At 47.8% G+C, this 16,386-nt stretch carries 16 protein-coding genes; 2 read left to right on the forward strand and 14 right to left on the reverse strand.

All coding sequences use genetic code 11. The features are described 5' to 3' along the window. Nucleotides 1-101 precede the first annotated feature (101 nt). The 10 genes from NSB25_RS17180 to NSB25_RS17225 form a co-directional block, all read right to left on the reverse strand. A complete protein-coding gene (locus tag NSB25_RS17180) occupies nucleotides 102-2,099 on the reverse strand; it encodes a glycoside hydrolase family 127 protein (RefSeq protein WP_103240721.1) in 1,998 nt (665 codons plus the stop codon). A gap of 68 nt (nucleotides 2,100-2,167) precedes the next feature. Continuing rightward, nucleotides 2,168-2,845: an aspartate/glutamate racemase family protein gene (locus NSB25_RS17185; RefSeq protein ID WP_103240722.1), complete on the reverse strand. Its 678-nt coding sequence runs from the start codon at nucleotides 2,843-2,845 to the stop codon at nucleotides 2,168-2,170. Nucleotides 2,846-3,149: 304 nt separating this feature from the next. Then, nucleotides 3,150-3,797, reverse strand: a complete 648-nt coding sequence (locus NSB25_RS17190) for a PIN domain-containing protein (protein WP_103240723.1) — start codon at nucleotides 3,795-3,797, stop codon at nucleotides 3,150-3,152. A gap of 2 nt (nucleotides 3,798-3,799) precedes the next feature. Next, nucleotides 3,800-4,180: a helix-turn-helix domain-containing protein gene (locus tag NSB25_RS17195; RefSeq protein ID WP_242982501.1), complete on the reverse strand. Its 381-nt coding sequence runs from the start codon at nucleotides 4,178-4,180 to the stop codon at nucleotides 3,800-3,802. Nucleotides 4,181-4,284: 104 nt separating this feature from the next. Then, nucleotides 4,285-5,151, reverse strand: coding sequence for a DegV family protein (locus NSB25_RS17200; RefSeq protein WP_103240724.1), 867 nt, complete (start codon nucleotides 5,149-5,151; stop codon nucleotides 4,285-4,287). Nucleotides 5,152-5,268: 117 nt separating this feature from the next. Further along, the gene (locus tag NSB25_RS17205; RefSeq protein WP_242982502.1) at nucleotides 5,269-6,684 is read right to left on the reverse strand and encodes a TrpB-like pyridoxal phosphate-dependent enzyme; all 1,416 of its coding nucleotides are present in this window, start codon (nucleotides 6,682-6,684) and stop codon (nucleotides 5,269-5,271) included. Nucleotides 6,685-6,828: 144 nt separating this feature from the next. After that, entirely contained in the window at nucleotides 6,829-7,671 is an 843-nt protein-coding gene (locus NSB25_RS17210; protein WP_103240725.1) for an HAD family hydrolase, read from the reverse strand. A gap of 197 nt (nucleotides 7,672-7,868) precedes the next feature. Further along, on the reverse strand, nucleotides 7,869-10,286 hold the full coding sequence (locus NSB25_RS17215) for a M56 family metallopeptidase (protein WP_172455176.1): 2,418 nt from the start codon (nucleotides 10,284-10,286) through the stop codon (nucleotides 7,869-7,871). A 4-nt stretch (nucleotides 10,287-10,290) separates the two neighbouring features. Then, nucleotides 10,291-10,644, reverse strand: coding sequence for a BlaI/MecI/CopY family transcriptional regulator (locus NSB25_RS17220; protein WP_103240727.1), 354 nt, complete (start codon nucleotides 10,642-10,644; stop codon nucleotides 10,291-10,293). 127 nt (nucleotides 10,645-10,771) lie between these two features. Further along, nucleotides 10,772-11,578, reverse strand: a complete 807-nt coding sequence (locus NSB25_RS17225) for an SDR family oxidoreductase (RefSeq protein ID WP_103240728.1) — start codon at nucleotides 11,576-11,578, stop codon at nucleotides 10,772-10,774. Between the two features lie 250 nt (nucleotides 11,579-11,828). Here NSB25_RS17225 and NSB25_RS17230 point away from each other — a divergent pair, with 250 nt between their 5' ends. Together NSB25_RS17230 and NSB25_RS17235 are read left to right on the forward strand one after the other, a co-directional pair. Continuing rightward, complete coding sequence (locus NSB25_RS17230) at nucleotides 11,829-12,350, forward strand: MarR family winged helix-turn-helix transcriptional regulator (protein WP_103240729.1); 522 nt, start codon at nucleotides 11,829-11,831, stop codon at nucleotides 12,348-12,350. 16 nt (nucleotides 12,351-12,366) lie between these two features. Further along, a complete protein-coding gene (locus NSB25_RS17235; protein ID WP_103240730.1) occupies nucleotides 12,367-12,888 on the forward strand; it encodes a flavodoxin domain-containing protein in 522 nt (173 codons plus the stop codon). Between the two features lie 25 nt (nucleotides 12,889-12,913). Here NSB25_RS17235 and NSB25_RS17240 read toward each other — a convergent pair whose 3' ends face one another. The 4 genes from NSB25_RS17240 to NSB25_RS17255 form a co-directional block, all read right to left on the reverse strand. Further along, the gene (locus NSB25_RS17240) at nucleotides 12,914-14,278 is read right to left on the reverse strand and encodes a Na+/H+ antiporter NhaC family protein (RefSeq protein WP_103240731.1); all 1,365 of its coding nucleotides are present in this window, start codon (nucleotides 14,276-14,278) and stop codon (nucleotides 12,914-12,916) included. Then, a complete protein-coding gene (locus NSB25_RS17245) occupies nucleotides 14,262-14,654 on the reverse strand; it encodes a hypothetical protein (RefSeq protein WP_103240732.1) in 393 nt (130 codons plus the stop codon). Before NSB25_RS17245 ends, NSB25_RS17240 begins: the two co-directional genes overlap by 17 nt. A gap of 301 nt (nucleotides 14,655-14,955) precedes the next feature. Then, a complete protein-coding gene (locus NSB25_RS17250; RefSeq protein ID WP_103240733.1) occupies nucleotides 14,956-15,450 on the reverse strand; it encodes an NUDIX domain-containing protein in 495 nt (164 codons plus the stop codon). A 161-nt stretch (nucleotides 15,451-15,611) separates the two neighbouring features. Next, entirely contained in the window at nucleotides 15,612-16,088 is a 477-nt protein-coding gene (locus NSB25_RS17255) for a hypothetical protein (RefSeq protein ID WP_207656170.1), read from the reverse strand. Nucleotides 16,089-16,386 lie beyond the last annotated feature (298 nt).

Consider the following 16,386-nt stretch of genomic DNA (forward strand, 5'->3'; position numbering starts at 1 on the left):
TCTTTTCCGCCGGCATCTTCCCGTTTTCCGTTATGCCGCCCGAGCGATTTTTCTGACTTTTCATCTCCCTATCCGACTGTCCGGACGGCGCGCCAGCAGTATCACACGCTCTGCACATCCGTTACGGGAATCCAGATCCGCATCTCGTCCAGCCCTCTGTTATCCCAGGCAAAATAGGGAATGAGTCTCACCGGTATTTTGTCATATCCGCTGTTTACATAATCCCTGTACAGCGCTTCCCCGGGCTCCTCCTCTCCGGGCAGACTCCTGCGCTTCAGGAAATCGCCCTTCATGGAAAGTACCGTCCTGCCACCGATGCCAAATTCCTCCGGCTCCAGACGGATGTCCGATGGAATCAGCAGCTCGTCCAGGGTTTCGATATCCGCATCCATCCCTTCTACGCAGTACACAAGGGGGCCACGCTCCACGGCCACCTGATTCACGTCCTCCTCCACCATGGCGTGGGCACAGGTCAGCCTGGCTTCCATGCAGAAGTCCAGCAGCACTTCCGTCTCCTCCGGCTGCCGGATGCGGACGGTCTGCCAGGTTCCCGCCTGAGCCCGGCTCAGATTCTGTGCATCGGTCGCCGCAGCTTCCCCCCATTTCTTTATCGTAATCTTCCCCTTTCTCACCCAGGCCGGAATTCTCAGATGAAGGTCAAATTCCGCCCCGCCTTCCACGCTTTGTGTCTCAAAGGTAAAACGGATCTTTCCATCGTACGGATAATCCGTCTCCTGTACAATGGTCACAGATTTCCCGGAAAATGCGGCTTTCGCTCTGTTTCTTCCGTATAATACGGTATAAATTCCGCATTCATCCACGGCATAGGAATACTCGCTCAGCTGAGAGAGAAGTCTGGCCAGATTGGGAGGACAGCAATAACTCAGGATATACTCTGCCCTCTCCTGTCCCCATATCAGCTCATAAGGCAGCTCATGAGCTCTCCGCAGCATATTTTCGTAAAAAAACTTCTTTCCGTCCATACTGATGCCTGCCATATTCACATTGAGCACCATGCGTTCCAGCACATCCGCATACTCCGCCTTTTTCTCCAGACAGAGCATTCTCCAGGCCCAGTACACACCGCCCACAGAGGCGCAGGTTTCGTTATAGGCCGTCACATTGGGAAGCTGATATTCGTATCCGTAGGCCTGATGCACCAGCTGGTGCTTGAAGAAATATCCATAGGGAGAAGCACCGTTATACAGTGCGCCGCAGCCCCCCGTAATATAGAGTTTCTGCGTCACCAGACTCTTCCATACCTTATGAAGCACCTCCGTGAGCTCCGGGTCCGCCTCCTCCAGACACAGATCCGCCACGCCGGCGTAGAGATAATTTGCCCTCACCGCATGGCCAATGATCTTTTCATGCTTCCTGAGAGGAATGCTGTCCTGGTTATCATCCATGCCCTCCTTCACGGAATCCCTGAGCGCTATGGCCTTCTTCAGAAGATCCAGATATTTTCTCTCGCCCGTGGTGCGGTACATCTCCGCCAGTCCCATATAGTGGGAGGGACATACGGCGGTCTGCACTTCCCCGTTTTTCTCCGCATCCCCGTACAGATTCTTCAGATAGTCCGCGGCTCCCCCGGCAATTCGCAGAAAGCTGTTCCGGCCTGTGAGTCTGTAATACAGACAGGCCGAGGTAAACAGATGTCCGAAATTATATACCTCAAAATCATTGATATCTCCCAGGCGTACGGCCTTTCCGCTCCTCTCCCCGATGATCTGTTTGGTAGAGATGTAACCGTCTGCCTGCTGCGCTCTCCCAATCAGGGCGATATATTCCTCCAGACGGTCCAGAAGCGCTTTGTCCTCCCTGCGCACGGCGGTGTAAACCGCAGCCTCCATCCATTTGTAAAAATCTCCGTCGCCGAAAACCGTACCGTCGAATTCACCCTCGGCTTCTCCTGCCGCTATCTTAAAATTTTCCAGCACATGGCTGATATCTTTGCTCTCAAACATCCTCTGCAGATGGGGTACCGTGAAATCCGCACAGGTGTCGAAGCGCTCCTTATAAAAGCCTCCTGTCCATTCCACATCCGCAAAGGGAAGACCCCACAGCTTCGCGTTGCCTGATTTTCTCGTATCCGTTACCATTGTCCGCCTCCATTGTCTTTTTCCCATTCCTTCTTTGTATCAAATTGTCGTCACATGGCCGCGCTGTCTCAGCGTCCCCGGAGTCCTCTGCGCTCCAGCGCCTTCCTCAGCTCAATGGCACCGAACCTGGGGCTGGAGAGGGTGGGAATTCCCAGCTTCCGGCTGATATCCTCCTCCACATAGGCCATGGAGCCCTGGGCGAGAAGAATCACATCCGCCGCTTCCCTCACCTGTGCCGCTTTATCCAGCAGGAGCTTCCTGAACTGTTCCTGATCCAGGCCAAAAGCGCCGTTGATAAGTCCGTCCACCGTCTTCACATGCCGTCCCATTTCCCTTGCCACGCGCAACACCGTATTCTTCGTGGGCGCCAGCGTGGTGGGCAGAGTGGCCAGCACCGCAATCCGGCTCCCCAGGCGCACCGCCTCCCGACACATTTCCTCGTCGATTCTCACGATGGGCACCCCGATATATGCCGCGGCAGTCTGCATGCAGTCCGCCACCTCCCCCACAGAGGAACAGATATTCAATATGGCGTCCGCCCCCTGCGACACGGCGTCCATATACATGGCAATCAGATCCGCTGCCGCCTTGGGCGTCACATATCCCGCATCCCTGACGGCCTGCAGAATTCCGGGATTCTGCAGGCTCAGAATCTCCGCTTCCTCCCCGATATTTTTTCTCACCTCGCGATTTACAAGCTCGATCAGTTCCGGCGTGGTGCTGGTGTACACAAGTGCTGCTTTCATAATTTTGTATCTCCTTCCATACCAGGTCTTTTTAAGACAGTCGCATTTCTTCTGTCAGGATCCCATTGAAGTTTTCCTGTATATCAAAAGACGGCGTCGGGAACTAATCATTAGTACCGACACCGTCTTTCGAATCTCGCTTTTCCCTGTCTTCATTATAATTTCTGAACCCGGGAAAAAACATATGAAATACACAGAGATTTATGCAAATTTGTTAGATATTCCAGATTTGTCTATCGCTTTCGTCACATTTCAGCTCTTTCTCCAGCCACATGAGCGGACATCCCTTTTTGCATCGTTTCACTTATACCACCTGTCGAAGTCTTGTGTATATCTCCAGCCCTCTTTTCCTTCCAAACTGCTTGATTGTGTCCAGATACAGCAGGCGGTTTCCCTTCCTGCCCTTCACAATATTGACAATCTGACCAAGCAGTTCCTTATAGGCTGTATCTGCAAAACAGGCCTCCAGTTCATGTCGAATCCGCAACTGCTCCTCATAGCACTTGTATTGAGTTTCCAGGTTAACTTCCCGCAATTTCTCACAAATCAGCTTACGCCGCTCACTGGCCTCGTCAGATACCAGGATGCACTGTTCAATATCGGCCTGAACCACCACCTTCTGCGCAGGTGTGACACAATTCTTCCAATAATCGCGTACTGCGTGGTATCCTTTATCGTTGCTCACTATGGCTACTGTTCCCTGGTATCCACTCCCAAATAACGCTCCCGTTTTGGAAGTAATATAAAAATCCAGGGCATTTTTCCCGGTATTCTTCAGACGGCAGATATCCAGAATGCTTCCCGCATCCATAATCTGCTGCAGCTTTCCACACTCCACTTTCAGACAGGACTGACTGTAAAATATAGTCACACAATCTTCAGCAGACAGGTATTCTGCCCCCTGCAGCCCTCTGCTCCTTGTGTTCTCCAGATCAATCATAAAATGAAACATGTCTATGCCGCTTTCTTCCGCCAATGCAGGTAATACGCATACAGTCTCTTCCGACGTGAACATTCCCGTTCAAATGCAATAATACAGGCCGTCTCCGATGCCGGAACCAGAAGCTCTCCCATCGGTACATCCAGTATTCCCGCCAGATTATATAAATGATTCACTGAAGGCAATATCTGCCCCTTTATCCATCGGTATACAGGCTGTGGACAGGACAACTGCAACAGCTTCTGAATATCCTTGACAGAATATCCCTTCTGCCTGATCAGCTGCGCCAGCCGCCAGCCCGTTTCCAGCGGGTCAATGCTCTGATACCTGTATTCTGACAGCATACACCTGTTTCCTTTCTCATGGTTTTCCCGAATTCCTGTCTGAAGCTTCACAATCCTTTCATCATATTATAGCAGATGCTTCCTCTTTCGTCATTGGCCGTTTAGTCCCATGCAAATACTTTCACAGCAGTTCAGACAGCTGAACGAGCTGCTGCTTACTTTCCAATCAATATCATGGACAGCATCCCCGGCCCTGTATGTGCACCGATAATAGGCGAAAGCATTGTCCGCCTTATTACCGCATCAGGAGCAGCAGCCCTGACTTTTTCCGCCAGATTCTCCGCAAGCTCCGGTGTGTCCGCATCGCAGATATAGATTACTCTGCACAGTTCCGGATTGTAATTTTCCTGAAAATATGCAAACAGAGACAGCATGGCCGCTTTATTACCGCGCTTCTTGTCTACTGTCACCAGCTTTCCCTTCTCGTCAATCTTCAGCATGGGTCTGATATTCAGCGCCGAACCTACAAGGGCCGTAGCGGCCCCTACCCGCCCTCCCCTTTTCAGATACATGAGGTCCTGCACCATAAAGAAATGACGCAGCCGGGGAATCAGCTGCTTTACGGCATCATAATTCTCCCAAAGCCCCATCCCGTTTTTCCTGTTTTCAATGGCATTTTCCACCAGAATTCCGATTCCGCCAGTAGCCGCCAGTGTATCCACAGGTAATATATCCAGATCCGGATATACTTCCTTCAGATTCTTCGCCGCCAGCATGGCGCTTTCACAGGTAGCCGATAAGCCGCCTGACAGGCAGAAATACAGCACAGATTTTCCGTCCTCCAGAAATTTCCTGAAATAATCTTCATACATAAAAGGAGAAATCTGAGACGTCTTCGTCAAATCCCCCTTCCGCTGTCCATCATAAAACAGTTTCAGAACCGCTTCCTCCTCACAGCCGTGAGAAGTACGCATTTCTTCTCCCAGAGAATATTCCATCGGCACAAACGCAATCCCGCTTTCCGCGGCCACTTCTCTGAGAATGTCCCCTGAAGCATCCATGCAAATTACATATTCACCCATATTCCTGCCCACCTCTTTCCATAAACTGTCTGCATCCTGCCTGTCAGGCCTCCCGGTTCTTCGAACGTTCCGGAAACGATCCGCCTCTCTTCACCTGCAGGTCAATCCCCGGCTTCCTCAGAATTCATTCCCGGGGAATCGCGGAATTCCATCCAGACCCGGCTTCAAATCCGCATCTGCAGGCACATAATCCCGCATTTCACCGTTATTATATTTCTCATAGGCCACCATATCAAAATAACCTGTACCCGTAAGGCCGAATACTATCGTCTTCTCTTCCCCGGTCTCCTTACATTTCAGAGCCTCGTCAATGGCCACCCGGATGGCATGGCTGCTCTCGGGTGCGGGAAGAATCCCTTCCACTCTGGCAAATTGAGTTGCCGCGTCAAACACAGATGTCTGTTCCACACTCACCGCCTCCATAATTCCGTCATGATACAACTGGGACAGAACCGGACTCATGCCGTGATACCTGAGACCGCCGGCATGATTGGCAGAAGGAATAAACCCGCTTCCAAGAGTATACATTTTCGCCAGCGGACATACTTTTCCCGTATCGCAGAAATCATAGGCAAACACTCCTCTGGTAAAGCTGGGGCAGGAGGCCGGTTCCACCCCTATGATTCTGTAGTTCCTTTCACCGCGGATCATTTCTCCGGCAAAAGGAGAAATCAGTCCTCCCAGATTGGAGCCGCCGCCCGCACATCCGATGATAATATCAGGAACAATCTCATATTTATCAAGGGCCGCCTTTGCCTCAAGACCGATCACAGTCTGATGCAGCAGGACCTGATTCAGCACACTGCCCAGAACATAGCGGTATCCCTCTCTGCCCATCTCCGCCTCCACGGCCTCCGAAATGGCACACCCCAGACTTCCGGAAGTACCCGGGTGCTCGGCGAGTATCTTTCTGCCGATTTCCGTGGTCTCACTGGGAGAAGGGGTCACTGTAGCGCCGTATGTCCTCATGACCTCTCTGCGGAAAGGCTTCTGCTCATAGGATACCTTTACCATATAAACCAGACAGTCCAGACCAAAATAAGCACAGGCCATGGAAAGAGCCGTTCCCCACTGACCGGCTCCGGTCTCCGTGGTAACGCCTTTCAGTCCCTGCTTTTTCGCATAATATGCCTGGGCAATGGCAGAATTCAGCTTGTGGCTTCCGCTGGTATTATTGCCCTCAAATTTATAATAGATTTTGGCCGGCGTCTGCAGCTTTTCTTCCAGGCAATAAGCTCTCACCAGAGGGGACGGACGATACATTTTATAGAAATCCTGAATTTCCTGCGGAATCGGAATATACGCATTGGTATCGTCAAGTTCCTGCGTCACCAGCTCATCGCAGAACACAGCTTTCAGTTCCTCTGCAGTCATGGGCTGCAGTGTCTCAGGATTCAGCAGAGGCGCCGGTTTATTCTTCATTTCGGCGCGAAGATTATACCAGTGCGTCGGTATCTCATTTTCTTCCAGATAGATTTTGTAAGGAATTTTTTTCATGTCAGTGACCATACCCTTTCCTGTATCTGCAAACATTATATTGCAAATCGCTTCCTTATTTCCCATATACAAAAGTAATAATTTCACATATATTTGTATAAAAATGCATTTCAAATGATATATTAGCATAAAATGCAGAATCCTGCAATCAATTTTATGGCCCAGACACCATAACCCGGATCAGAATTCGTTTCCTCCGCTTCTCAGATGACAATTCTCCCACAGCCATTTTGCGACACCGTCCCTTTCATTGCTGTCCAGCACGGCAGTGGCCGCCTCCTTAAGCTCCGGCACCGCATTTTCAACCGCATAGCACTCATCGGAAAGCTCAAACATGGGAAGATCGTTAATGGCATCGCCAAAGGAAACCACTTTATCACAATTACACATTTTTTTAAGCTTTTTAATCGCTTCCGCTTTTGTTGCGCCACAGGGCATAATCTCACAAAAGTACTCCGGACGATATAATTCCTGCTGAACAGTACAGCGAAATCTGCCGTCTCTTGACATGGTTTCATACAACGGCATCAATTCCTCTTTTTCTCCGATACAGGTATAATAAAATATTTTCCCATCATACAATCCTTCGGGACCGTCCAGCGGCCGAAGCCTTCTGTCCCCCTTCCGCAGCGAAAGATACCTCTCTATTCCCCCGTTCTCCCGTCTGGTATTCCACGATACCTTTTCCACATTTTCCAGAAAGGAATATACCAGCGGGGTGGCCTGTGCCTTCTCTATATTTTCCCGTGCGAATGCGGCTTCCTCCTCCGAGAAAAACAGGGAGGACAGGATTTCCCCCGTGCAGGGTTCCATGATAAAAGCACCGTTATATACGATTACGGGCAGTGTCAGCCTTAAACCTTCCGCCACCACGGACGCCGACGCAAGAGACCTGGCTGTGGCATAGGTAAAAAGCATTCCTCTGCCAGTCAGCTCATTTATCATTCGAAGGCTTTCCGGATTGATTCTGTCCTTTGTGTTTAATAAGGTACCGTCCAGGTCAGTCACATATAATGTTCGCATAATCTCTCCTGATTCTGTATATTCTATTCATTCCCTTTCTGTGTTTTGTGGTGTTTACGTACCACCTTCCGGTTTCATGGCATAAGCTTGTGGAACCGCTTCGCAAGCCTTATAATCCAAGGCTATTATACACACTCACGCCACAGATTACAATTGTGAAAAATGATTCCCGGGGCGGCGTTATGATCCGCTGCTATTTATCCTTCAGTCATCTGCAGAAGCAGCCAGGCTCCCGAATAATATTTTGCCATATCCTCATCGCTGTACTGTGCTTTCAATAATTCAGCGTTACTTTTGTAAGCATCGAACCAATCCTGCCCTGTGACTGGCTCCCGGTCGAAGGAATCCGCTTCGCCCCAAGCAAGGATAATATCCCGGCAGGCTGATGCCATAATATGCCCATGCAGGCCTGTCTGTCCACCCTGCAGAAATTGCTCAAAGCAATAACGCAGGGTATACAGACCATAATAGCTCAGCTCCCGATACTCCACAGAGTGTTCCCTGATATAGTCGCCGGGAGCGGATGCCTGTGCCGGCGAGGACTCAATGGCACCAAACAACTGCTCCATGACAGAATCTGTGTCCACACTGCCGTGCTCCACAGCCTGTATATAGCAGTCCTGTTTCTGTGCAAGGATGTACTTTTGTGTGTCTATCGCATTCTCTGCAATCGTATCGGGAAATGTATCCTGAATGTCCTTCACGTAATAGCTGCCATCCCTGGGCTCCCAGTATTCTCTGAGGACATACTCGCCATCCCTGATTTCAAATGTGATGGCCACAGGGATATGGCTCCCCAAAGCTTCCCGGAATGCAGCACCGGAGTACTCATAGGCCTGATACAATGCAAATCCGTAAACAGTGACCTCCATGGGTGTAGGCGGTTCGCTGTCGATGCTGAGCATCTCCTGGTCCAGCAGGATAAAGCTTGCGCAGTGATACAGATCATCCGGTCCGGCAGGCTTATTGTGGTCAAGGATGGCGTTGTAAATTGCTTCTGTCAGCAAATCTTCGGATTCCACGGAAAGACTTTCTTCCGTGGAAGAACTTTCCTCTATAGAAGGATCCTCCTTCATGATGACGTTCTTCGCAATACCTCTGATACCATACACATCGCTCAGCTGTCCCGGGTAAGTTTCCTGGATTTCTCCATTATAGGAGATTTCAATGATGTCTCCGACCTGCGGCTCCAGTGCCGGATCCATATTTTTCATGGGAACCACAATTTTATCTGCACTGTTCAGCTCCGGGCTTCCTTCCACAGGTTCCACAAGGAAATATCCGTCGTTAACTTCCAGAATTTCCGCTTCCATCTGAAAGGTTTCCGGTTCACTTACATCTGCAATGCGGACCGTAACATTTTCCACATTTACATAAACAATCATTTCCTCATCGGTGTCATTCTGTATCTTTACGCCAATTTTGAACCAGCCGCCCTTTTCCGCTTCCATCTTCACAGGCATCCCCGGCGTCAGATAGACCGGCTCATCATAGGCGTTTTCCATTTTCACCTCCACCGGTTTCAGAGACACCTCCGTGTCTCCCAGACCGTCACCGGAGGATACAATAATATAATTTCCCAGCGGGGAAATCTCTTCATGGGTATAAAACACTGTTTCCCGGCTTCCCGCAGGCACCACTATGCTTAACCCGAAACTGTCCCGTTTTGGATTTGTCAGCAGGCACACAGCCAAAGCCATACTGGTGACGGCCGCCCCCAGCACAACCCAGAAAGCAGGCCTTTTCCAGTTCGCCAGATTGCGGATGCGACCTCGGGTGTCGCCCTCTCCAAATGCCAGAGGCATACCGGCAATCATCTGTTTTCCGGTGGCAAGGCTTAACAGGGATGTGGTATAGTCTGCCAGAACATCGGCTCCCATTTTCCTGATCACAGCCTCATCACAGCTCATTTCCATATCCTGACCGGCCAGGATGAAGGCAACCCATACCAAAGGGTTAAACCAATGGATGCACAATACGCCAAATGCAAGTGCCTTTATAATGTGGTCAAATCTGCGAATGTGATGCTGCTCGTGCATCAGAATGTAAGCCTGTTCCTTCATGGAGGAAGGCAGATAAATTTTCGGCCGAAGCAGTCCCATGACAAAGGGGGATGTAATCTCGTCAGCCAGACAGATGTTATCCCGTAAAGGTGAAGCGATGAGCAGTTTCCTCCGAAGCCGTATATAGGATACCGCCGCATAGAGAACCATCGCCAGAACACCTGCTATCCAGACATAAGTGACGATCACCATCGGTGCTTCCAGCGGGTCCGCGGCCAGCTGTTCCTCTCCCCAGGCCAGCGTATCCTCCCCCAGACCCGGAAGGGCCACAGAAGGATATTCCGTGTGAACAATATCAGCCGGAATATAAGAAATACGGCTGATTATGGTATCATTTGTAGTTACCGGGGTATCCAGCAGACCAAACAGGGACAGGTCAGACTGAATGGACACCGGACAAAGCAGCCGGAAAAGTACAAGACTCCAAAGTGCGTAGGAAATCACTTTCGGCGCTTTTCTGAGCAGGAGCCGCAACAGCAGAACAAACAGAATCACCACGCTTGCAGTAAGGCTCATGTTCAGCAGTTTGGGTATAAATGTATAGAAAAACATAATCTCACCTCCGCAGTCCATCGATAAGTTTTTTGAGTTCCTCGATTTCTTCCTCTGATAATTTTTTCCGTGTGCCAAAAGCAGCTATGAACGCGGGCAGAGAGCCATCAAAGGTCTCCTCCACAAACTGCTCGCTTTTCATCCCATAGAACTCTTCCCGGGAAATCATCGAAGTAACCGTTTTGTCCTGAAGCCTGAAAATTCCCCTCTCACACAATCTCTTCAGAACGGTATAAGAGGTAGTTGCCTTCCAGCTTAACTCCCTCTGAGCCATCTCAATCAGGTCCCTGGAGGCCAGCGGCTCATGACTCCAGATCATATCCGCAAAACGAGATTCCAACACTCCCATGGTAGGCATATGTATTTCTCCTTTCCTCTACATTATGTAGAATAACTGTATTCTACATGATGTAGAGTTTTTTGTCAATTGACTTTCCTGGAATTGCTTCTGAAACAATTGCATAACGCATAGGTAAGCTCCCGATTTAATCTGTCTTTGTTCTGTTTTGAATCAAGTTATAATCTCCCGCACATTTCAGCAATCCGTCTATCACAGTGCTGAATTCTACACCATACCTTTTAGCTTTGTCACAATTCATCCATAAGTTATGCCTTGCCGGAGCATCTTCCAGCTTCACCTTTTTCCCCAGCAGTTCAATGAATTTCCGGGTGATTTCATACATTGATTTTGTTGTTTCACTGCCAAAATTATATACACCCCCCGGTAAAGTAAGTACTTTTTCCATGTTTTCTACTACTTCTTTCAGATATGTAATACCCCTGTACTGTCTGGAACTGAATGAGACAAGATCTTTTGCATTCACAATATTCATAAAATAATTCGTTTTTTTCAGATAGTAATCATACATCCATTCGGCACGCAGCATCACTGCGTCTGCGTCAGTCTCCAGCACCCTCTCTTCCATTTCCAGCTTATGTTCTGCATATATATTTCCCGGTTTCGCCATATCCTCCGAATAGGGTCCCTCTTCGCTGCATCCACTGTACACCTGATCCGAACTGAAGCAGATTAACTTCCTGTCCTTTGATGCCTTTGCCATAAAAAGCGGAATCTGCACATTTGCAAAGTAAGAAGCATCCGGATCCGTCTGACATGCTCCTATATCGGAAATGGCTGCAGTATGAATAATCACATCAGCGTTACTTTCTCCGATTATACGATTTATATCCTCCTGTGTTACATTGCGAAGTGACGGAGCAGCAACTGCATCCTTACACATCTCCATGATTTTATGCCCGACAAATCCATTTGCCCCCGTAACAAGTATCATTAAATCCTCCTTCACTCTCTATTGATAATAGAGCAATTCCAAAACTCTCTTTCCTTTCCTGATACTGACCTCTACAGCCATATATCAAAAAGCACTTCCACATAATTTACAGAAAAACCATACAATTACACAATTCCAGTATATTTTATTGTACCACACATCAGAGACTGTAAAACGACATTTTTATTGACATACAGGTAACTTGTTGCTATAATCATAATCGTAACAAGTTGCCATTAAGGAGGTTTATATGAAACTGGATGATTTGATTACAAGATTTTCAGATACCACAGAGAAGCAGAGAAAAGCGATTTTCAGCACATTATTTATTGCCGGTAACAAACTGCAGACACTTTTTGATAACCGTATTCCGGAGGTATCATTAAAGCAATTTATGTTATTGTCCATCGTCCGGCAGTCAAAGGAACCGTTAACTTTTACCCAATTAGGGAATTTGTTGGGCTGCTCAAGACAAAATATCAAAAAGTTAGCTGATGTCCTGATGAGAAAAGGCTTTGTCATAATTCAGCAAAGTCCGCGGGATACAAGGGCCCTGTGTATCCGCCCCACAGAAAACTGTAATGACTACTTTGAAAATGAATTTTCAGAATACCAGGAAGAACTGAAATATCTTTTTGAAGTTTATACAGACCAGGAAATTGAGACACTTTTCATTCTTTTGTCAAAGCTGTATACAGGAATTGACAATCTGGAAAAACGGGTTGCCCGGAAAAAGCAGGAAATAACCTTAACAACTGAGGAAAAACAATAAAAGGAGAGTTGTTCAAATGAATACAATCGTAATTTACAATTCACAGACAGGTTTTACAAAGCGTTATGCCCAGTGGATAGCAGAGGCATCGGGAGCCGATTGCCTTGAACTGTCAGCCGCAAAAAAGGTAAATCCGGCTGAATATGAAGCAATTATATTCGGCAGCTGGGCATGTGCGGGCAATATTAGCAAAATCAGCTGGTTTAAGATCAATATAGACAAATGGGCGGATAAAAAGCTAATTGCATTTTGCGTCGGGGGAAGTCCCATAGACAGTCCGGATATTGAGTTGTTTCTTAAGCAGAGTTTCAGCGATCCGAAATTGAAAAAAGTAAATATGTTTTATTGTCCGGGTGGATTCAATTATGAAAAAATGTCTGCTCCGTCCAAACTGATGATGAAAATGTTCATAAAAATGCTCAAGGCAAAAAAAGAAAAAAGTGAGGCGGAGCAGGAAATGATAAAAATGATTTCTTCATCCTATGATATTTCAGACAAAAAATATATTGAGCCGATCCTGCAATGTCTGAAGGAATGAAGAGAGACATTTGCAGCGGCGGCGTTTATTTATGTTTCCTTCCATATCCGGTAATTACAGCTGTCACCAGCATCACCAGCATGCAAACAGAATAAAAATTCACAAAAGGAATCGATGCCGGCGCCACTGCAAATCCCTCTCCAAACTGAGCGGACTGTTGGGCCGGAATCACGCAGTGCACTGTCCAGGGAGCCAGAAAGCAGAACACACATCCCGTACAATCCAGCAGATTCGCACGGCGGTACCGGTTTACACCCGCTTTCTCCCCAATCTCATTTACCAGGTCTCCAAGAGCTACAATCGCCACGGAAATGACGCCGGTCACCATGCTTAAGACACCGGTGGAGAGCACAATGGCTGTCTCTGTACTGCGTTCGCTCTTCGCGAATCGGGACAGTAACACTCCTACATCCTCAAAGAGACCGCTGCACTCCACCACTCCAAGAAGAGCAAACACGGCAATGAGCATGGCCACAGTACCCGACGTCCCCGTAATGGCTTCTATGATCGCCCCGGACACGGAGAATCCACCGGGAAAGGCAATAAGTCCTTCCACCGTGTAGATACCGAAAAGCAATCCGGCAGCAATCCCTGCCAGAATTCCCCAGGACAGAGCTGTGATGAGATGCTTCTTCAGCAGGCACAGGACAATGATCACCGCCGGCACTGCCAGCATAACCAGACTGACCGGATTTGCCGTACCGGCCTCTGTCAGAGTTGCCGCGCCTGCCTCTGAGGTTTTGGAAAACAACAGGAATAAAACCAGGGCTCCCGCCGCTGCCGGCAGACTGTAGCGCATCCTGGTCTTCACCACGACTCCCAAATCTGCATGCTGTGTGGCAGAGGAAGCGATAGTGGTATCCGAAATGGGCCCCAGGTTGTCACCAAACGCCGCACCTGACACGATGGCACCGATCATAAATTCCGGCGCTGCCCCGGCCATCACGCCCACCGGGAACAAAATGGGAATCACTACAAAATAGGTGCCCACCGAGGTCCCTGTGGCAAATGCCAGCAGGCAGGTAATGAGAAAGGAAGCCGCCACAAACAGCTTTCCGGTAAAACCTGCCGCCACCACATAAGCCGCAATGGTCTGTACTGCCCCGCTGGCTGAAATCAGCTTGCCCGAAATTGCCGCCAGTATCACCGCCATCACGATCACGCCGAACATAGGCTTGCTTAAACCATAGACCAGCGCTTCCCCATATGCCTTTTCATCCTTTGTAAAAATAACCCCTGTCACCAGAGCTGCGAAAAAGGCCAGCACATATCCGTTCACATTAGACTGGCTGAACGCCGCCCATAAAATCATGCCCGCCGCAACAATAAGCGGCGCCAGTTTCCCAAACTTCCCGAACCGAAATTCTATTCTCTTAGCTTTCTGCTCCATGTTTCTCTCCTCTTCTTCGATGTGAGCTTCCAATCATTTTACACCAGTCTCCTGAAGCACACCCGGCAGTATATTGTGTCCTCATTGTCTGGCAGAATGGCTTCTGTGAATGTCTCTCAGACAGTTCGTCAATATTACTTTCCACTTCCGGTATGAGCGCTGTCTGAGATACATCCCTCCCGTCAGTATTTTGTTCCGATACACCTGTCGCCTTCTCTTCCTGGAATGCCTCCGCAGAATCTGATGCCTTATCTTCCCCAAATGCCTCATTGACAAACCGCATCAGTTCATCGGCCAGTTCCTCCCGGGCTTTCCGCTGTTCCTCTGTCTTCAGAAAAGACGCATACCCATAGGACGCTGTCTGTATCCTGCGCATAAGCCACCCTCTGACCTCCAAACATAAACATCAGAACAAGCCCCCATAAACAAAGCTCTGTCTTTTTCAAACAAATCTCCTCTCCGGGAATCCTCCACCTTCTATTGTTACCACGTTCAGAAATCTCTTCTATAACGCTTTCTTCCCGTAAATGAAGCCGGAAAACTCTATATCCCATAGCCTTACTATCTTCTACTCCTATTATACACAGTCTTCCGGCCAATACAATATGAACAGAACCTGTCTGTTTTGACGAATAAGGCCTTGCAGCATCCAGAATGCATTCAAGATTGTACCAGTTTTATTCGTATTCCGACAGCTTTGTAAAGTTAACTCCTTCCCCATCAGCCACGCCGACATACATATCATTTGTCCTTCGTCCAATCTTCAGATAATGATCAATGACAAATTTAGCGGTATATGGCATCTCCAATGCCGATAGCTCCGACAGTGTAAACCACCTGCTTATCCCTTCCGTTGATACAATGTGATCACCTATCTCACTGTCCAGTTCCGCAAAAAAATAATAATTCTGTCGAATTTCTCCTTTCACCCTCCGCAAAGTAACATACCGCAGCAGCAGGTTCCTGATACCATTTTCACTTATTCCTAATTCTTCATTCAGTTCTCTCAATACACATGCTCCTGGATCGTTTAGTTCATTCTCTTCAAAATGGCCTCCTGCAGATCCAACCCATGTATCACTTACAACGCTGCCGCCCTGCCGGAAAAGCAACAACATTTCATCCCCTTTTGTTATATATAGAGAAGTCATGTTCCTCAGTTTCTCATCCATTTACACACCTCCTTATTCTTATCATTGTCTTTTATTCTGAATCCATTTTCTCTATCCTAAAAGTCCACATAATGTCTTATGTCTTCTTCTCTCGCCCGGAAATTTTCAGCCAAATAATAATAACAGACAGAACTAAAAATGCTCTGCCTGTTATATTTAACTTATTCTTTCAAGTACGTTTCTGCAGTTTCTTCTGTCAGGTCAAACTTTTCACAGATTTGTTTCAGAATAACGTCACTGGATATTTGCAGCTCTTTCAAAGTTAAAATCATAGCTGTTATTCCTTTATCAATTCCCTTCTGAATTCCTTTCTGAATTCCTTTCTGAATTCCTTTCTCCTCCACACCCTTACTCAAATTACACATAAGCGACACCTCACTTTCCAAGGCTTGAGTCATTTTAATATGAAAATCTTCCTCCAGTATCTGGCACTTATCCTCTGAACCTGTCTCCGTGGACAGAAGCACATTCAACAGTTTCAGTAAATCCGTATCTGAATCTCCCTCTTTCCCAAGACAGATCATGACAGCCGCCAGCAAATCATAATCTGCTTTTTGTTCCTTTACACTGCCCGCCAGATTTTCTTCCGCAATATAATAACGGGTAATGCTGTTTTCACGGCTCTTTGGCGGATTCATGCAAATCCATATGCTGTATACCTTTTTGATATTCTCATAGTGTGAATTTGTAAACTCTGTTCCATATTGGGCGGAAATCATCCGGCTGCAGTAATAGATTCCCCTCTTTATCAGCGGATAACCCGGATAAAAATCATTCTGGGCTTCCAGAAAATTCCGATATCGGAATTTTGTTGATTATTCCGATTTGCGGATTATTCCGATTATATCATGTCTTTTCAGGCTGTGTCTATATTTCAACACCAAAAATCGGAATAATTCTTGTGTATAAAAAACATTTATGTTTCCATGTAATCGG

The sequence above is a fragment of the Acetatifactor muris genome, from assembly GCF_024623325.1.
In the GTDB taxonomy this organism is placed as follows: Bacteria; Bacillota; Clostridia; order Lachnospirales; family Lachnospiraceae; genus Acetatifactor; species Acetatifactor muris.